The sequence below is a fragment of the Bradyrhizobium ganzhouense genome, assembly GCF_049949285.1.
GTDB classification, from domain to species: Bacteria; Pseudomonadota; Alphaproteobacteria; order Rhizobiales; family Xanthobacteraceae; genus Bradyrhizobium; species Bradyrhizobium ganzhouense.
The window spans coordinates 8,199,575-8,217,121 of record NZ_CP181318.1; the positions used below are offsets into that span (position 1 = coordinate 8,199,575).

Annotated in this window: 16 protein-coding genes; 7 read left to right on the forward strand and 9 right to left on the reverse strand. The window is 62.2% G+C overall.

Going from position 1 to position 17,547, the window contains the following annotated elements; translation table 11 throughout:
• Positions 1–14 precede the first annotated feature (14 nt).
• Positions 15–1,178: a molybdopterin-dependent oxidoreductase gene (locus tag ACLFLU_RS38130; RefSeq protein ID WP_426409770.1), complete on the forward strand. Its 1,164-nt coding sequence runs from the start codon at positions 15–17 to the stop codon at positions 1,176–1,178.
• 10 nt (positions 1,179–1,188) lie between these two features.
• The gene (locus tag ACLFLU_RS38135; protein ID WP_426409771.1) at positions 1,189–1,521 is read left to right on the forward strand and encodes a cytochrome c; all 333 of its coding nucleotides are present in this window, start codon (positions 1,189–1,191) and stop codon (positions 1,519–1,521) included.
• 210 nt (positions 1,522–1,731) lie between these two features.
• Here ACLFLU_RS38135 and ACLFLU_RS38140 read toward each other — a convergent pair whose 3' ends face one another.
• From ACLFLU_RS38140 to rpoH, 7 genes are all read right to left on the reverse strand, one after another.
• Positions 1,732–2,019, reverse strand: coding sequence for a hypothetical protein (locus ACLFLU_RS38140; protein ID WP_426409772.1), 288 nt, complete (start codon positions 2,017–2,019; stop codon positions 1,732–1,734).
• A 103-nt stretch (positions 2,020–2,122) separates the two neighbouring features.
• Complete coding sequence (locus ACLFLU_RS38145; RefSeq protein WP_426409773.1) at positions 2,123–2,815, reverse strand: hypothetical protein; 693 nt, start codon at positions 2,813–2,815, stop codon at positions 2,123–2,125.
• Between the two features lie 36 nt (positions 2,816–2,851).
• A complete protein-coding gene (locus tag ACLFLU_RS38150) occupies positions 2,852–3,013 on the reverse strand; it encodes a hypothetical protein (protein ID WP_426409774.1) in 162 nt (53 codons plus the stop codon).
• Between the two features lie 183 nt (positions 3,014–3,196).
• A complete protein-coding gene (locus ACLFLU_RS38155) occupies positions 3,197–3,451 on the reverse strand; it encodes a hypothetical protein (protein ID WP_426409775.1) in 255 nt (84 codons plus the stop codon).
• Positions 3,452–3,687: 236 nt separating this feature from the next.
• Positions 3,688–4,953, reverse strand: coding sequence for an efflux RND transporter periplasmic adaptor subunit (locus tag ACLFLU_RS38160; RefSeq protein WP_426409776.1), 1,266 nt, complete (start codon positions 4,951–4,953; stop codon positions 3,688–3,690).
• Complete coding sequence (locus tag ACLFLU_RS38165; RefSeq protein WP_426409777.1) at positions 4,950–8,132, reverse strand: efflux RND transporter permease subunit; 3,183 nt, start codon at positions 8,130–8,132, stop codon at positions 4,950–4,952. The genes ACLFLU_RS38160 and ACLFLU_RS38165 overlap by 4 nt, the downstream gene beginning before the upstream one ends.
• A gap of 228 nt (positions 8,133–8,360) precedes the next feature.
• Positions 8,361–9,257 (reverse strand): RNA polymerase sigma factor RpoH, encoded by an 897-nt coding sequence (gene rpoH, locus ACLFLU_RS38170; RefSeq protein WP_426409778.1) that lies wholly within the window; start codon positions 9,255–9,257, stop codon positions 8,361–8,363.
• 228 nt (positions 9,258–9,485) lie between these two features.
• Here rpoH and ACLFLU_RS38175 point away from each other — a divergent pair, with 228 nt between their 5' ends.
• Complete coding sequence (locus ACLFLU_RS38175) at positions 9,486–9,890, forward strand: DUF305 domain-containing protein (protein ID WP_426409779.1); 405 nt, start codon at positions 9,486–9,488, stop codon at positions 9,888–9,890.
• Positions 9,891–9,948: 58 nt separating this feature from the next.
• Positions 9,949–10,629, forward strand: a complete 681-nt coding sequence (locus ACLFLU_RS38180; RefSeq protein WP_426409780.1) for a helix-turn-helix domain-containing protein — start codon at positions 9,949–9,951, stop codon at positions 10,627–10,629.
• A gap of 58 nt (positions 10,630–10,687) precedes the next feature.
• On the opposite strand, the gene ACLFLU_RS38185 is transcribed toward ACLFLU_RS38180, so the two are convergent.
• On the reverse strand, positions 10,688–13,003 hold the full coding sequence (locus ACLFLU_RS38185; RefSeq protein ID WP_426409781.1) for an FdhF/YdeP family oxidoreductase: 2,316 nt from the start codon (positions 13,001–13,003) through the stop codon (positions 10,688–10,690).
• A 226-nt stretch (positions 13,004–13,229) separates the two neighbouring features.
• On the opposite strand from ACLFLU_RS38185, the gene ACLFLU_RS38190 reads away from it, so the two are divergent.
• Complete coding sequence (locus tag ACLFLU_RS38190) at positions 13,230–14,474, forward strand: oxalate decarboxylase family bicupin (RefSeq protein WP_426409782.1); 1,245 nt, start codon at positions 13,230–13,232, stop codon at positions 14,472–14,474.
• 122 nt (positions 14,475–14,596) lie between these two features.
• Here the strand turns inward: ACLFLU_RS38190 and ACLFLU_RS38195 are convergent, their stop codons facing one another.
• On the reverse strand, positions 14,597–15,502 hold the full coding sequence (locus ACLFLU_RS38195; RefSeq protein ID WP_426409783.1) for a LysR substrate-binding domain-containing protein: 906 nt from the start codon (positions 15,500–15,502) through the stop codon (positions 14,597–14,599).
• Between the two features lie 276 nt (positions 15,503–15,778).
• Between ACLFLU_RS38195 and ACLFLU_RS38200 the strand changes: the two genes are divergently transcribed.
• Positions 15,779–16,372 (forward strand): glutathione S-transferase family protein, encoded by a 594-nt coding sequence (locus ACLFLU_RS38200; RefSeq protein WP_426409784.1) that lies wholly within the window; start codon positions 15,779–15,781, stop codon positions 16,370–16,372.
• 61 nt (positions 16,373–16,433) lie between these two features.
• On the forward strand, positions 16,434–17,414 hold the full coding sequence (locus ACLFLU_RS38205; protein WP_426409785.1) for an agmatinase: 981 nt from the start codon (positions 16,434–16,436) through the stop codon (positions 17,412–17,414).
• Positions 17,415–17,547 lie beyond the last annotated feature (133 nt).

The window sequence follows — 17,547 nt, forward strand, 5'->3', positions numbered from 1 at the left end:
TCGGAGTCGCGGGCATGGCGCTCGCGACCTCATCGGCCTGGGCCGATCAATCGGTGGAGCTGCCGATTGCCGGCGATCCGCGACAGCGGCCAGTGACGCATGACTTCCCGCAGAAGGGACCCATGATCCTGCAGCGCACCAGACCGCCGCTGTTGGAAACTCCAATGGAGGTGTTCGATCGCGGCGTTTTCACGCCGAACGACCAGTTCTATGTGCGCTGGCACTGGGCTGTGATCCCGACGTCGGTGGATGCGGACGCCTTCAGGCTCGCCGTGCGCGGCCACGTCAATCAAGTGTTGTCGTTGTCCATCGGCGATCTGCTCAAGATGCCGCGCGTGGAGCTTGCCGCCGTCAATCAGTGCTCGGGCAATTCCCGAGGCTTCTTTTCGCCTCGTGTCCCCGGCGCACAGTGGGCGCATGGCGCGATGGGCAATGCGCGATGGACGGGAGTCCTGCTCAAGGATGTGCTCGACCGCGCGGGCGTCAAATCAGGCGCGATGCATGTCCGCTTCAACGGACTCGACGAGCCCGTGGTACCCGAAGCACCCGATTTCCAAAAGTCGATCGACATTGATCATGCTCGCGACGGCGAAGTCATGATCGCCTTCGCGATGAACGGCGAGCAGCTGCCGCTTCTGAACGGCTTTCCGCTGCGCCTGATCGTGCCGGGATGGTATTCGACCTATTGGGTCAAGATGCTCAGCGATATCGAGGTTCTTGATCGCGCGGACGACAATTACTGGATGGCGACGGCGTACACGATTCCGGATACGCCGCACGCCAACATCGCGCCGGGCCAGGCCGGGGTCAAGATGGTTCCGATCAGCCGGATGGTGCCGCGGTCCTTCTTCACCAATATTGCGGAAGGTGCGTCACTTCCGGCAGGCGCCGGCGCGACGATCGGCGGGATTGCCTTCGGAGGCGACACCGGCGTCGCCAGGGTCGAGCTTTCGATGGATGACGGCCGGACCTGGCAACTCGCGACACTGGGTGATGACTTTGGCAAATACAGCTTTCGCCGTTGGCAGGTGAACATCCCCCAGCTGATGAAGGGCCATCATTCACTCATGGTCCGCTGCACGAATCTGAGCGGCGATGTTCAGCCCGCAATGCCCAACTGGAACAATAGCGGGTTCATGCTCAACGCCGTCGAGACGGCTCACATCACGGCCATCTAGGAGCCATTTCATGCGACACGCCATCATTGCTATGGGCGCCTCGTTCGCCACCCTGCTGACGCCCACCCCCGCCCGGGTCCAGCCCGCTCCGGCGATCACATCGACGACCGTGGAGCTTCCAGCGGGCGATGCTCTCTTCCCCGGTGGGTCCGGCGCGGACGCCATCAACAACAACTGTCTGGCCTGTCACTCCGCGGACATGGTGCTGAACCAGCCTGCTCTCGCCAAGTCCGTCTGGGAGTCCGAAGTCGGCAAGATGATCAAGGTCTACAAAGCACCTATCGACGAAAGCGACGTACCCGCAATCGTCGACTATCTCGCCAAGACGAAGGGCACGGACTGACGTCAGGCCTGCGACCAGGCCGAGCTGGGGTTGTCGAGCCAGCGCTCGGTGTCTTCATCCGTCCAACCGGGAACGGCGATGCGAGGACGCAACGCTGCACCCGGATTTGCCGATTAATGGCTGTACGCGTGCAGACGTGCCGCTGGGCGAGCCGGATCACGCATTGCCGCAGAATCTGTCGCACACGAAGCCGCCGCGACGTGCGCGAGTTCAACATCCGCGACAGATCGACCCTTCCAACATCTTTTCAACCCGCGCATCCTCCTTGTCGATGGCGGAGTTCGTGCCGAGCAGCGGACCTTTCATTGCGTGACCGCCTGTGCCGGATGATGGCAGCGCAGTGCCCAGGGAGTTCGTTCCCGGCGCGGCAGCACTCGTACCGAGCGCGCCACCCATCGACATGTGCGAGCCCATCGATCCCATGCCGCCACGGGCAAATGCCGCGGTGGCGGAGAGGACGAAGCAAATTGCGAAGCAAAGCAGGGATAACGGCCTCATGATTCATGCTCCAAGCTTTGAGGTGATCTTGACCAGAATCTAGGTGCCGGGCGCGCGCCGGCCGAGCACGATCGCGAGAGCAATCGTGACAACGAATTGACCATCACGGCAACCAAGAGCGTGGCCGCGTGGGGCGATCAAGCTCCACTCTCGAAAGTGAATTGGACGTGCTGGCCCCACTGCTTACGTTCCACCTCGACAATCGAACGTCGGGGATTTGCATGCGTAGATACGTCTGTGCGGCGGCGGCGCTCCTGCTGAGCAGTGGCGCCTGTCTGGCGCAAGTCTCGACCATGGGCACGACCGCCATGGCGATACCGACAACACCGGGCGCAGTTGTCTCGTCTCCGCTGGCCGGACCGAGCCCGTTTACGAGCCTTTTCTCGGCCACGACCGTTGCCGGTGCGCCGGCGACCACTCTGGCTTCACCTCCGCTGGCGCAAGACCCGACACTTCCAGGAACGAGCGTGAATTGCGCACCGACTGAGGTGGAGCTTTCGCCATCCGTGGAGAGCGTCACCTCCTCAAACACCAGTGTTTCTGCGAGTCCAACTTCGGCGACGAGCGCCTTGGGCGCCATTCCCGGCATGTCAGGGCCGACCGCGATGTCGACGAGCACAAGCCTGTCGCCAACCTTGCCGGCGGCCATGCCCGTGACCATCGTGAGCACGGTCACCGGGAGCACGACAGGCACCATCGCACCGGCGCCGGTGCTCGGCAGCTCGACAACGGGAAGCTCGTGCACGTCGGCACCTGGGAGCACGCTGACCAATGCTGCGACCTTGCCGGTCTCCACGCCCGATGTCCCACAGGGTCCTCCACCCGGAACCATTCAGTCGCCGACCGCTGACGCCGATACGGCCGAGACCAGCATTAGCCCCGCGCCGAGCGTGATGCCGACTCCGAACACGGCTGCATGCAGCGAAAGCATTTCGATGGACCTCGCCAGCCCGGTCTCGACGAATTCCGCCATCACGAGCGGTAGTGCCGCCATGCAGGTCGCATCGCCGCCTGCGGGCTGCTGAGACCGTTTTCGCTCGAACAAACGTTTTGGGACAACTCGTCCAGCCGTCTCCTGCTGATTATCGACACGTCCGCCAACCGGGACGGGCCTTCAGGTTCGCCGACGCGGTTCTGAAGGCCACGCAGGTCGATCGCGCATCGTGCGACAAGCGGCTCAGCATATCTCCGGATCGTCGCCATGGTCACAGACGCCGGCCGGCTGCACCGACGGCGCCGCGGAATAGGCGCCGACGGCAGGTCCGGACATCCAGGGATGGCCGTCGCTTCCATCAGCGAAGGGAAAGCTGCTCCCAGGATAGGCGTGCTCTACGGCGTGCCGTCCATTCATCGGGTTCTCACGTCCACTTGCTACTGTCGTCAACATCGTGGTGGCGATCAGTCCCGCCGACAAGACCTTCAACATTGTCATCAACCTTCTCCATTCAAACTCAAAGAGCATTTGCTCTGTGAGTGAGGTACGGATTGATGCGGGAGATCCGAATGCAAGACTTGCTCACAGTCCGTCAATCCGGGGTGAACCGTCTACGGAATGATCTGATCCGCAGCCGCGTGCTCGCGAGGTCAAACCGGAGACGGCCATTCATCAATCCGCGCCGCTGAGTCGCCTCTCCTCGCGCTCGCAGCGGCCAGGGCCGACCGCAGCAATCAGCTCGTCTGCGGCCCGCGCACGGAGACCTTGCTTCCCTCCGCCAGATTCAGCATCGGGTTGAGGATCACCTGATCGCCCGGCTTGACGCCAGCGTGCACCTCGACCTCCGTGCCAAAATCCCGCGCGATCGAGATCTTGCGCATATGAACCACGCCGTTATCCACGACGGCGACATGCAGGCCATTCTCGTCGAAAACGACGGCGTCAGCCGGTATCATCATCGACGGTGTCCTGCGTGGAATGAACAGCTCCACAGTGCAATAGATGCCCGGCTGAAGCGCACCATCCGGATTGGGCACGTCGATCTCGGTCAGCAGCGTGCGACTGCCGGGTTGCAGCGCGGTGGCGATCCGCGTGACCTTTCCCGCAAACGCGCGCCCGGGAAGCTCCGGCACCCGGATGACCGCATCGACACCCGGCTGAACACCGAACGCCTCGTCCTGAGGCACGAACACCTGCGTGCGGATGACATCCGCATGCATCAGCGTGAACATGAATGTCGAGCCCGCCGACACGAGGCTGCCGTTGTCGATGTTGCGCTGGGTGATTACGCCGTCGAATGGAGCCACCACACGCTGATAGGCCTTGTCCTGTTCCAGGACCTTGATCTGAGCTTGCTGGGCCGCGATGTTCGACTTCGCCACTGCCTCCGCCGCCTGCTGCGCGCGCAGTGTCAGACGGTCATTGTCGCCCTGCTGGGCGGTCAGCCATCCCTGCTTGACGAGATTGCTGTCGCGCGCATTGGTGACCTCGGCGAGCTCGCGGCTCGCCTGTGTCTGCTGCAGGGTTCCCTGAGTCTGGGCCAATGTGGCCTGGGCCTGTGCGACCTGATGGTCGAGCTCGGGCGCGACGATCTCTGCCAGCAGCGCCCCGACTTTCACCCGGTCACCGATATCGACGTAGCGTTTCTCAACGTAGCCGCTGGTCCGGGCAAAGATGTTCGCAGCCTCGAAGGCTGTTGTTGTCGCAGGCAACGTGACGTCGATCTTGCTGTCGCTGGCGCGGACAGTCGCAACGCGGACGTCCGGCACGAACGTTCGCGCCTGTACGGCAGTCGCGGCCAGATCGCGCTCCGCCTGATAGTGACGCCAACCGCCGACAGCGAGCCCGCCGACAAGCAGCAGCAGCGCAGCTGAGCCAAACACGGCTGCTCCCGAACGCCGGCTGGGTTGGGCCTCGCCCCTCAGGAGAGGCCCACTCGCATCGCCCGGATGGTCGAGGTCATGGAGCGCCTGGTCCGGCCGCACGTCGATCTCTGTCATGCCTGAAATTCCTCGAAGACGCCATGCTGCGGCTTTCCGTCATTGCCCTTGCGCAGCATGGCAAACAGGTAGGGGACGATGAGGAGGGTCGTCGGCGTCGCAAACAGCAGTCCGCCGATCACGGCACGCGCGAGGGCCGCGTTCTGCTCCTCGCCGGCGCCGCCAATCGCCATCGGGATCATGCCGACGATCATCGCGGCGGCCGTCATCAGCACCGGCCGGATGCGGGTACGACCGGCGCTCAATGCCGCCTCAAAGGCGGAATGTCCCTTCAGCTGCTGCTCGCGCGCAAAGGTCACGAGCAGGATGGAGTTCGCGGATGCTACGCCGACGGACATGATTGCGCCCATCAACGACGGGACGTTCAGCGTGGTCCCGGTGATGAACAGCATGGTCACGATGCCGCAGAGCGTCGCGGGCAACGCCAGGATGACGACCAGGGGGTCGCCAAAGCTCTGATAGTTCACGACCATCAGCAGATAGACGAACACTGCCGCGAACACGAGGCCGAGGCCGAGATCGCGGAACGAGTCGTTCATGCTCTGGATCTGGCCGAGGACCTGGATGGAATTGCCAGGCTTCAATTCCTTCTGTAGCCCGGCGGTGACTTTGCCGATGTCGGCTGCGACGCCGCCGAGATCGCGGCCCTGCACGCTGGCATAGACCTCGTAAACCGGCTGGACGTTGCTCTGATTGGCATTGGTCGGCACCGTGTCACGCTTGAAGGTCGCGATGTTGCTGAGCATGCCCGGAACCGTCTGGCCGCTCGCGGCGAGCGATGTGGACACGGGCGTATTGGCCAGTGCATTGAGCGAATCGATCTTGTATTCCGGCGTCTGCACGGCGAGATAGTATGGAATGCCGGAGCTCAGATCCGTCCAAAAATTCGGGGAGACCTGCACTGACGAGCTGAGGCTGACATTGATGTTGGTCGCGACCGTGCTCGCATTCAGGCCGAGCTGGGCGGCCCGGGTCCTGTCGATATCCGCATAGAATGCCGGACCGTCGATCTCCTGCTGGAGATGCGCATCGACGATACCCGGAACAGCGACCAGTCGCTTCTGTAGTTCCTTGGCGACTGCCAGATTGTTGGCTCCATAACCGACAGTCCGAACGTCGATTTGCGCCGGCAGTCCGAAGTTCAGGATCTGCGTGACGATGTCCGCGGCCTGGAAGTAGAAGGTGTCGTCGGGAAACGCCGCCGGCAGAACCTGACGCAACTTCTTGATGTAATCCGCGGTCGGCCTATGGCCGTCCCGGAGCGAAACCAGGATCACGCCGTCGTTGATGCCGATGGTCGAGCCGTCGGCAAAGGCCAGGTTATAGGCCCGCGCGGGCAGCCCGATGTTGTCGACAATGAGCGTGCGCTCCTTCTCGGGAATGACTTCGCGGATCTTATCCTCGATCTTCTGGAATATGGCTTCGGTACTCTCGATACGCGTTCCTGCCGGCGCGCGGACATGGAGCTGGATCTGGCCTCCGTCGATCAACGGAAAGAAATCCCTGCCCACGAGGCTCAGCATCACCGCTCCAAGGCCGAGCATCAGGATCGCAACAATGGGCACGACAGCGCGGCGTCGCAGCAGCAATCCCAGGACCCGTGAATAGCCCTCACGCAGCCGTTCGAAGCCGCGCTCGAAGGCAGCAGACAACTGCGCGAACAGGCCGGCCGGGACCTCGCCATGGACGTGCCGCCGCTCACCCTTCAGCAGGAGCCCGATCGTGATCGGCGTCAGCGTCCGGGACAATCCGTAGGACGCAAGCATCGCAAACACGACGGCGAGCCCCAGCGGGGTAAACAGGTATTTGGCTGGACCCTCGAGGAACACAACCGACGTGAACACGCAGCTGATGGCAAGTGTGGACACCAACGTGGGCACCGCTATCTCGGCCGCTCCATGCAAGGTGGCGTCCGCAAGCGGCATGCCCTCCTCCGTCCACAGCCGATGAGTATTCTCGATCGTGACGGTCGAATCGTCGACCAGAATGCCGACCGCAAGGGCGAGGCCGCCCAGCGTCATCGTATTCAGCGTTTCGCCAAGGAAATAGAGCACGACCAGCGACGACAGGATCGCCAGCGGAATCGATATCATGACCACCAGGGTCGAGCGCCAGGAGCCGAGGAACAGCAGGATCATCATGGCGGTCAATCCCGCCGCGATGGCCCCCTCCCGAAGCACGCCGTTCACCGAGTTCGTCACGAAAACCGACTGATCGAACAGCTCCGTGATCTTGAGTCCGGGAGGAGCGGCCGCGCGAACCGCCGACAGCGCCCTCTTTACGCCGTTGACGACTGCGAGCGTCGAGGCATTGCCATTCTTGATGATGCTGAGCAGAACCGAGCGGCGGCCGTCCTCGCGGACGATGTTCTGCTGCACCATCGATCCATCACGCACCTCTGCCACGTCTTTCAGCAGGATGGTCGCGCCGTTCGAGAACTTGACCGGGATCTTGTTGAGATCGCCGATGGTCGCCGGCGTCGCATTGGTACGCACCGTGTATTGAATGTCCCCCATCTTCGCGGTGCCGGATGGAAGCGTGAGATTTTGAGTGTTCACCGCGTTGACAATGTCGAGCGGCGTCAACCCTCGAGACAGCAGCTTGCCAGGATCGATGTCCACCATGATCTGGCGGTACTTTCCGCCGGCCGGCGTGGGCAGCGTGACGCCCGGTACGGGTGCAAGCTGCTGCCGCACGCGATAGATGCCAAAGTCATAAAGTTGCTGCTCGTTGAGATTATCCGAATTCAGGGCGAGCTGTAGCACCGGAACACTCGACGCATTGAACTGCACGACAATCGGCGGCTGGATGCCCGGCGGCATCAACGAACGAATCGAGTTGGTGGCCGAAACGATCTGCGCAATCGCCAGGTCGAGATTGACGTCTGGCTGGAAATAGATCTTCTGCACCGACAGACCATTGAGGGTCTGAGACTCCATGTTCTTGATGCCATTGACGTTGGCACTGATGGAATACTGGCTGTAGGTGCTGACACGCTGCTCCATTTCCGGGGTGGACAGACCAGTGTACTGCCAGATGACCGTCACCACGGGGATGCGAATCTCCGGGAAGATGTCTGTCGGCATCGACCACAGCGCCGCACCGCCCAAAAACAGGATCAGTGCCGCAACCACGTAGAAGGTGTGCGGGAACCTCAGCGCAAATCGAACAATTCCCATTCTATATCCCTGCGCCGCTGTCGGTTGAGAAAACGCGGCGAGATATGCAGTCGCCGGTCGGTCCGCTCATCCAAATTGGGAACGAGCGCCGTCGTATGAAATGACGAAGCTATCGCGCGCCTTCACCTTTTAGTCAGGCTTCGCGCAGCCGTGATCGGCTGCGGTTTCCTGTTCACTTCGAGATGAGCATTGCGCGCACCAGAGTGCAGCACCCGATGTCCGTGCGCCTCACGCAGCCGTTGCTTCGCTGCCCGCCCTGGCCGCCAGGATCGTCGCGCGCCTGACCTTGGCAAACGCGCTTGCCTCGATCTGCCGCACCCGCTCGCTCGAGATCGATAGCTCGCAGCTGAGCTGCTCGAGCGTCAGCGGCTGCTCTGCAAGCCGTCTCGCCTCGAACACCCGTCGCTCGCGGTCCGTCAAGACCTCCAGCGCGGCGCGCAGGGCCTTCGACCGAAGTGTTACTTCGTCGTGGTCCGCGACGATCTCCTCCGGGTCCGGAGACTCATCAACCAGCGTCGCTTCCCATTCCGTCGACCGATCGCCGTCGCCGACCCGGGTATGCAGCGAGAGATCACCACAGAGCCGGCTATCCATTTCGACCACGTCGCGAACGGTCACTTCGAGTTTTTCTGCAATGACCTGCGCCATCTCGGGCGTCAGTGCCGCCGTCTCCCCCGCGAGCTTCCTTATTTCGCCGCGCAACCGGAAGAACAGTTTCTTTTGCGCGGCCGTCGTGCCGATCTTGACCAGTGACCATGAGCGCAAGATGTATTCGTGGACGGTCGCCTTGATCCACCACAGGGCGTAGCTCGAAAATCGCGCACCGTGTCCCGGTTCAAAGCGTGAGGCAGCGATCACCAGCCCGAGATTGGCTTCCGCAATTAGGTCGGCGATCGGAAGACCGTACCCCTTGTAGCCTCGTGCCACCTTCGCGGCGAGGCGGAGATGGCTCGTAACCAGCTCGTCCGTCGCGCTCCTGTCGCGCCGCTCCTGCCAACGACGCGCGAGCTGCTGCTCCCGGCCGCGCTCGAGCAGATCGAACCGCTTGATGGCGGCGGAATAAGCGAGAATGCCAGCAGATTGCGGGGCTAACACTCCAGCGACGACGGCGGTCTGAGCTTGCATTGGCTGCTCCTGCGTTTGGGTCCGGCAGCTCAACTGTAGGAAGGCCACTGCGGGAGAGGCCACTAAATTGGATTTAAGAAATCTGAATTCCGTTTTAAGCGGTGCCGACGTGCTTCGCCTGCGAACCTTAAATCCGTATTTAATTGAGCTCATGGAGCGCCATCGTCATCTTCAAGACAGTCGTCGCGTACCGGCCTGCGTGACACCAAACACACTCTGGAGTTTGACGTGCCCCTGTTTTCCCGCAGATTCGTACGCAGACGCGCCATCTCGTTGGCAACCAGCCTGTCGGTCATGGCGACATCATTCGCCCTCGCACAGGGTCCCAAGCACAATCCTGACGCCCGCAGGGCGAGGGATACGGACAAACATCACGTTCTGTTCGACGGCGATCTTGCGACGAACAACATGAGCCGCACCATGCTGACGGCGCCGACCGGCGACATCGATCGCGATCCCATTGATGTGATGGCACCTCACTATCAGGGCGCGATCGACATGGCGCGCGCGGAAATCAGGTACGGCCGCAACGACGACATTCGGCAGGAAATCTTTTCGCCGCGTCACGCACTGTCGGTCGCCAATTTGATGCCGTCGACCGGCGTCGAGATCGGCCTGCACGCGCCGAATTGACGGTATCTCACCGCATCGTGAAGACCTGACAGCATTCTTCATCCCGGAGCAACTCAAGATGTCCGTCCAGACCCACGATCCCCTTCGGCAATTGTTCGCGCCTCCCGCCCCAATCGGGAACGAGGCTGGAAGTTCAGCTTCCATGGCAAATGGTCACCTGTCGACCCCGCCATCGGCCCCAGAGACAGAGTCCAGAGATGAGGTCGTTCAGTCGCTGTTTGAGGCCCTGAAGGTCGCGACACACAACAATGATCGTCGATGCATGGAAGCGCTTCGGCTCGCGATCGCAGTCAGGCGGTTTGGTCTACGGCCTGCCGTCCGATCGGCCGGGACCGATCAGGCCCCTGTTCGCGGCCGCCATGCCCAGGGGCTGCAGAAATGGCGGCTCAAACGCGTCGTCGACTACATCGACGCCAGCATGTCGTCGAAGATGACCTCGCGCGATCTGGCTGCGGTCGCAGGACTTAGCCGCATGCACTTCGCGTCTCAATTCCGCGCGGCTACGGGCCTGTGCCCGCACGAATTCCTGCTGCAGCGGCGGATTCGGCGGGCCGCGGAGTTGATGAGGGACACCACGATGCCGATCATGGAGATCGCGCTCGCGGTCGGATTCCAGACCCAAGCCCACTTTACGACCGTCTTCAAACGGTTCACGGGATGCACTCCCCGGAACTGGCGCGTCGGCGATCACATGCCCCCACGGTCCGAGTTCGAGCAGGCAGCCGCAGAGCCGGTGTGACGGCACCGCCCGATCTGCCGGACCGACGCCTTGTGTGGCTCACACTGCATTGCCCTCTCTAATCCTGATGCGAGGTATCGTCGGTGACGCCGACGCCGGTGCGCTCGATCCGGACCGGGATGCCCTTGGAGGACGGCGTGAAGCTGATGGGATCGTGCGCATAGAGCGGCACCAGCGGATTGGTCTCCGGGTAGTAGGCCGCGCAGCAACCGTTCGGGAACGAGTATCCGACCACGCGGAAGTTGCGCACCCGCCGCTCCAGTCCGTCCGTCGACACGGTCACCAGATCGACGCGATCGCCGTCCGCGAGCCCGCGCTTGTCCATCTCGAACCGGTTCAGGAACACGATGTCGCGCTGGCCATAGACGCCCCGGTAACGATCGGACAGGGAATAGAGCGTCGTATTGTACTGGTCATGGCTGCGAATCGTGCTGAGCCAGAGCGTCTCCGGATGATCGTCATTCGGATCTTCGCCAAGGCCGTCAAAGACCAGGAAATTGGCCTTGCCGCTCGGCGTCGCCCAGATGCGCTCGCGCGCCGTCGAGACAAGATGGAAGCCGCCGGGCACGCGAACTCGCGCGTTGTAGGCCTGGAACATCGGCAGTACGATCTCGATGGCCTCGCGAATGCGATCGTAATCTGCGACGAAACTGTCCCAATCGACGACGGAGGACTGCCCCAGAGTCGCCCGGGCCATACCGGCTACAATCGCGGGCTCACTCAACAAATGCTCGGACGCGGGCTGATTGCGGCCGGCCGACGCATGAACCATCGACATGGAGTCTTCCACGGTGATGGACTGCGGCCCGGTCGCCTGGATGTCGATCTCCGTGCGGCCAAGGCAGGGGAGGATCAGGGCGTCGCGCCCATGGATCAGGTGACTGCGGTTGAGTTTGGTCGAGACGTGGACCGTCAGATCGAGCCTCCTCAGGGCATCCTGCGTAAGCTGCCAATCGGGAATTGCCGCGGCAAAGTTGCCGCCCATCGCGATGAACACCTTGGCGTCACCGCGAATCATCGCTTCGAGCGCCGTGACGACATTATGGCCGTGGGCACGAGGTGGCTTGAAACCGAAGCGAAATTCGAGCCGATCGAGAAAGTCTTCGGACGGCGTCTCGGTGACGCCGACTGTACGATCTCCCTGCACGTTCGAATGGCCGCGGACCGGGCAGATGCCGGCGCCCTCACGGCCGATATGGCCGCGAAGCAGGGCGAGATTGGCCAATTGCTGAACATTCTGCGCGCCGCGCCGATGCTGGGTGATGCCCATGCCATAGACGATGATCGCGCGCTCGGCTTTCATGTAGGCTTGCGCTGCATATTCGATCTCTTCGCGACTGAGCCCCGAGTAACGCTCGATATCCGTCCAGGGCGTGGCCCTCAGGTCACTGACCAGTTCATCAAGGCCTTGCGTATGGCCACGAATGAAGTCCCAGTCCAGAACGGCCTGCTCGCCTCTCGCCTGCGCCGCTCTATCTTGATCAACCAGAACCTTCATGATGCCCTTGATCACGGCGACGTCACCACCGACCCGCACCTGGTAGAGGCGCGAGCTGATCTGCGTCGAGCTCAACGTCGCCATCTCGATCGGGCTCTGCGGCGCCTGAAACCGCTCCAGCGCGCGCTCACGGAACGGATTGAACGAGATGATCGAAGCACCACGGCGGGCGGCATCGCGCAAGTTGGTCATCATGCGCGGGCTGTTGGTACCGGGGTTCTGGCCAAAGATGAAGATGCAGTCTGCCTTGTCGAAATCCTCCAGCAGGACCGTCCCCTTGCCCACGCCGATCGACTTGGGCAATCCGACGCTCGTCGCCTCGTGACACATGTTGGAGCAATCGGGGAAATTGTTGGTGCCGTATTCCCGCACGAAGAGCTGATAGAGAAAGGCGGCTTCGTTCGAGGTGCGGCCGGACGTATAGAACTCCGCCATGTTCGGGTCGGGAAGCGCTCTCAGATGGCGCCCGATGATCGAGAACGCCTCGCTCCAGCTCACCGGGAGGTAGCGGTCCGTTGCGCCATCATAGGCCATCGGATGCGTGAGACGACCGGCCCTCTCAAGATCATAGTCACCCCAGGTGGCGAGGTCGGCCACCGAGTGTTCCGCGAAGAACTCCGGCGTGCAACGCTTGGCGGTCGCTTCCCACGCCACGGCCTTCGCACCATTCTCGCAGAACTCGAATGACGAGGTGTGTTTCGGATCTGGCCAGGCACACCCGGGACAGTCGAACCCTTCGGGCTGGTTCATGCACCGGAGCGTGGTCGCCCCCTTGATCGGAATCCGCTGCTCGATCAGGTGCTCACCGAGGGCCTTGAGCGCACCCCATCCACCCGCCGGATGATGATAGGGATGAATTGCCTTGCGTTCCGACATCGCGAGAACCTCTGCGGGGTACCGATGCAGAAACAGTTGCGACGTCGATCGCGGACTTTCTTTCGAGAATGCCGGATCGTGCCAGCGCGACAGTCGGGCAACGCCGTAGTGCATTCCGGAAAAGCCGAGGCCCACTCTGGATTGGCCCAAGTCGACGGCTTTCCTAACTCCATGAGGGAGACCGCCGATGACGGCTCTGCAGAACAATCCCTTTGGAGGTACGATTATGATTTCGAGACGAAACCTGCTGGCAGCCTCGGCCATGGGCGCGGCCATGGTGTCCTCCGCGAAGGCTGCATCTTTTGGCAATCCGGACGAGCCGCCCCAGGGCGCCATCAACGCAAAAGGCCCGGGAAATCTCAGCGATCCCGGCCCGCAAAGTCAGGTTCTGGGCGGTCAATTTCCCTCGGCGCAATCTCCACCGGCGACGGATGTCGGCGGCATGCCGACGCCGTGGGCATCGTTCAACAACGCATCGAAGCGTATCCAGAACGGCGGATGGGCGCGGCAGGTTACCGTTGCCGATTTTGCTATTTCCAAGGAGATATCGGGCGTCAACATGCGCCTGACGGCCGGCGGCATTCGCGAGCTGCACTGGCACCAGGCTGCCGAGTGGGCGATCATGACCTATGGCACGTGCCGCGTGACGGTTCTCGATGCGCAGGGCCGTCCCTTTGTTGCGGATGTCAAGGAGGGCGATCTCTGGTATTTCCCGCCAGGAGCGCCGCATTCGCTGCAGGGCCTGGGTCCGGATGGATGCGAATTCGTCATCTGCTTCGATGACGGACATGCCGACGAATTCAACACCTTGCTGGTCTCTGACTGGTTCGCCCACACGCCGCCCGAGGTCCTCGCCAAGAACTTCGGCGTTCCGGCGGACGCATTTGCCAGGATTCCGCTGCACGATCTCTGGATCTTCCAGGGCACCGTGCCCGGCGACATCGCCACCGATCGCGCCGCGATGCAAAAGGATGCACCCGTCGCAACGCATCCCTTCATCTTCCCGCTCGGCTCCTCCCGTCCGCTCAAATCTTCCGAGACAGGGAGCATCCAGGTGGCCGACAGCAGCAATTTCAAGGTTTCAACCACAGTGTCGGCCGCACTGGTCACGGTTCGTCCCGGCGGCATCAGGGAGATGCACTGGCACCCGAACGCGGACGAGTGGCAGTACTATATCAAGGGCAAGGCGCGCATGACGGTGTTTGATACCGGTCCGAACGCACTGACGATGGACTTCAATGCCGGCGACATCGGCTATGTCAGGCGCAACCTCGGTCACTATGTCGAGAACGTCGGCGATACTGATCTACGGTTCATCGGCGTGTTCCGCTCCTCGCGCTACGAGGAGGTCTCGCTCTCCAACTGGCTCACGCATACGCCGCCGAAACTCGTGGCGCAGCATCTCAATGTCGACGAAGCCACGATCGCGAGCTGGCCCGACAATGCGCCGGGCGTCATGCCGAAACGGTAGGTCAGGTATCGTTCGGCCGAACGTGCTGGAAGCCGTCGATCAGTGGATCCCGATCGATGGCTTCACCGGACAGCGTCCGAAACGCAAAGAGTTATGGCGGAGCGCCGACGATACAATCGTCGTCAAGCCGCCTTCACGTCGTCGAACGATTTGGCGATCTGTCTCAGCGTTTCAGAGAGTGCGGAAAATTCCATTGCGCGTGGATCGCTCTTGCGCCAGGCAAGCCCCACCTTTCGCGAAAAGGTGGCGCCCGGCGGCCGCGAATAGGCAACCGCATCCCGCTCGGATACCGCAAGGGCGGGCACCAGCGTGCAGCCCTCTCCCGCGGCGACCATGTATTTCAGCGTCTCCAGACTGGTGGCGAGGCGATTGGTCCGGCCCGGAGCAGAGCAGCCGGCGAGCGCCTGCTCGCGCAGGCAATGCCCCTCCTCCAGCAGCAGCCGTTGCTCGGCATCGAGCGCGTCCCAGGTCGGACCGCCCTTGCGGGACGCGGGATGCCCCTTCGGGCACGCCAGCAGGAACGGTTCCGAAAATATCCCGACGCTCGCCAATGCGGCGTCCGTTTGCGGCAACGACAGAAGCACGGCATCGACCTGGCCATCGATCAGCTTCGGCACAAGCTCGCCGGTGAGGCCCTCGCTCAGAACGAGGGTGAGTTCGGAATATTTCTTGCGAAGCGCCGGCAATATCCTTGGAAAAAGATAGGGCCCGAGCGTCGAAATTGCGGCGAGCCGCAGAACGCCACCGAACGGCTTGTCCGACCGCTGGACGATGGTGAAGAGAAGCCGCGCCTCCGCCAGAACGCGGCGGGCCTGTTCGACAAAGGACTTGCCTTCAACCGTCACGATGACGCGCCGCGTGGTGCGCTCGAAGATCACCATGCCGAGCAAGGCTTCGAGCTTGCGGACCTGCGCGGACAATGACGGTTGCGCAACGCGACAATGCTCGGCGGCGCGAATGAAGCTGCCGTGGTCCGCAATAGCCACGACATATTCGAGATCGCGCAACGACAGGCCGCTCAGATTCATCGTACGGAGCTCCAGGGCATAGGTCACGACTATCGAACCAGATAGTCGCAGGGCGGGCCGCTATCAATCCGTGCGCACGTCCCTGCTGAAACGCCGTCCCTAGATCAGACGCAATGGCCAGGATCGACGGACCTTTGGCCGAGATCGACGGGCATCTGTCGTTGCGGCCAACCGCCCCGATTTCTAGTTTTCCGTACGTGAGCAGACACAAGTGCGGAGAGAACAACGATGTATCAACTTCACTACTTCCCCAGCAATGCCAACGCAGCGCCCCACATGGTGCTCGAAGAGCTCGGTCAGGCGTACGAGCTTGTCCTCGTCGATCGCGCCAGGAATGCCCAGAAATCGGAAGAATACCTGGCGATCAACCCGAACGGTCGCATTCCGACCTTGGTCGACAGCGGACTCGTGCTGTCCGAGGCGGCGGCGATTATTCTCCACCTGGTCGACCGGCATCCGGAAGCCAACCTTGCACCCAGGATCGGTAGCCCGGAGCGTGCCAAGTTCTATCAGTGGCTGATCTTCCTGACGAACTCGCTGCAGGAGGAGCTGATGATCTGGCAGTACCCCGATCGCCTGACCAGCACGGAGGCTGCTGCGACGGAGATCGTCAGGCATGGCGCGGAGCGGCGGGCCGGCGCCTATCTGGACGTCATCGAGCAGCACCTCGAAACGAACGGTCCCCTCTTCCTCGGGGACAAGTTGAGCGCGGCCGATTTTTACGTCGTCATGCTCGCACGCTGGGCGCGCCCGATGTCCAATCCGCCCCGTTCGCGGCAGCACATCGCGCGGCTGCTCGACATGGTGACGGCACTGCCCTCAGTCCGCCGTGCCTATGAGCGTGAAGGTGTGACTGGCGAAATTTGCTGAACGCAACAACGCGGCGTGCTGATCACGCCGCACCCGGACAGCTTTTAGAAGGATCCTTGCAATGACGATGCAGACCAAGAGCCGCAACATGCCGGAGCGGATGAACCTGCCTTTCGTAGGCCTTGCCACCTTTGCCGGCCAGCCGGCCTGCACTAACTGGGACAAACTCGACGGCACCGATGTCGCCGTGCTTGGGATTCCGATCGATACTGCCTCGAGCTATCGCGTCGGAACGCGGTTCGGGCCGCGCGCGATCCGCGAAGCATCCATGTTCCATGGCTTCGGTCCGGAAGGCGTGTTCGATTTCGAGGACGAGGTCACCTACCTCACTGCCGAGGAGGTCAAGATCGTCGACGCCGGCGACAGTGACGTGATCTACGCCGACACCAAGCGCAGCCTGGCGAACGCCGAGCTAGCAGTTCGGGCACTGCTCGATGCCAAGACGATGCCGTATATTCTTGGCGGCGATCACGCCATCACCATGGCAACCGTCGCGGCGTATTCGGACGAGAAGCCGATCCACATCATCCATCTCGACGCGCATTTCGACTTCATCGATGAGCGCAACGGCATCAGCTGGGGTCACGGCAGCCCGATGCGCCGTGCCTCGGAGATGGCACATGTGAAGGGCATCACGACGCTCGGCCCGCACAACATGGCCTCCGTAAGCAAAAAGGACTACGAGGCGGCGAAGGCCTACGGCACGCACGTCGTCTCGTTGCGCAAGTTCCGCTCGATCGGCGCGGCCGCGGCTCTCTCGCACATTCCGGATGGCGAGCGGGTCTACGTCTCGATCGATATCGACAGCTTCGATCCGTCGATCGCGCCGGGGACCGCAACGATCAGCCATGGCGGTTTCAGCTATTACGAAGCCAAGGATCTTCTCCAGGAGATCGCATGGCGCTTCGAGGTGGTCGGCGCCGACTTTGTCGAGGTCTCGCCGCCCTACGACCCGTCGGGAATCACGTCGCTGCTCGCGGCGCGGATCAGTCTCGATTTCATCGGCTCGATCTTCCACGAGCGTGCCAAGCGGCGCGGCTGACGATCTGAACGCGTCGTCGTGCGCACAAGGAATCCAGGCCGGCCAGCTAGGCTACTTGGGTGCGGCCGCCCGGACCGAACGTCATCGATCCACGAATCCTGGATTGAGAGGCACAGCCTCTCAATCCGATAGC

Excerpts from the sequence above, each read along its gene's own strand:
- ACLFLU_RS38135 (WP_426409771.1), top strand. The coding sequence starts at position 1,189 with ATGCGACACGCCATCATTGCTATGGGCGCCTCGTTCGCCACCCTGCTG.
- ACLFLU_RS38200 (WP_426409784.1), top strand. The coding sequence starts at position 15,779 with ATGGTGCTCGAAGAGCTCGGTCAGGCGTACGAGCTTGTCCTCGTCGAT.
- ACLFLU_RS38150 (WP_426409774.1), bottom strand. The coding sequence starts at position 3,013 with ATGGCGGCACTACCGCTCGTGATGGCGGAATTCGTCGAGACCGGGCTG.
- ACLFLU_RS38180 (WP_426409780.1), top strand. The coding sequence starts at position 9,949 with ATGTCCGTCCAGACCCACGATCCCCTTCGGCAATTGTTCGCGCCTCCC.
- ACLFLU_RS38155 (WP_426409775.1), bottom strand. The coding sequence starts at position 3,451 with ATGACAATGTTGAAGGTCTTGTCGGCGGGACTGATCGCCACCACGATG.
- ACLFLU_RS38195 (WP_426409783.1), bottom strand. The coding sequence starts at position 15,502 with ATGAATCTGAGCGGCCTGTCGTTGCGCGATCTCGAATATGTCGTGGCT.
- ACLFLU_RS38160 (WP_426409776.1), bottom strand. The coding sequence starts at position 4,953 with ATGACAGAGATCGACGTGCGGCCGGACCAGGCGCTCCATGACCTCGAC.
- ACLFLU_RS38130 (WP_426409770.1), top strand. The coding sequence starts at position 15 with ATGGCGCTCGCGACCTCATCGGCCTGGGCCGATCAATCGGTGGAGCTG.
- rpoH (WP_426409778.1), bottom strand. The coding sequence starts at position 9,257 with ATGCAAGCTCAGACCGCCGTCGTCGCTGGAGTGTTAGCCCCGCAATCT.
- ACLFLU_RS38190 (WP_426409782.1), top strand. The coding sequence starts at position 13,230 with ATGATTTCGAGACGAAACCTGCTGGCAGCCTCGGCCATGGGCGCGGCC.
- ACLFLU_RS38185 (WP_426409781.1), bottom strand. The coding sequence starts at position 13,003 with ATGTCGGAACGCAAGGCAATTCATCCCTATCATCATCCGGCGGGTGGA.
- ACLFLU_RS38165 (WP_426409777.1), bottom strand. The coding sequence starts at position 8,132 with ATGGGAATTGTTCGATTTGCGCTGAGGTTCCCGCACACCTTCTACGTG.
- ACLFLU_RS38140 (WP_426409772.1), bottom strand. The coding sequence starts at position 2,019 with ATGAGGCCGTTATCCCTGCTTTGCTTCGCAATTTGCTTCGTCCTCTCC.
- ACLFLU_RS38205 (WP_426409785.1), top strand. The coding sequence starts at position 16,434 with ATGACGATGCAGACCAAGAGCCGCAACATGCCGGAGCGGATGAACCTG.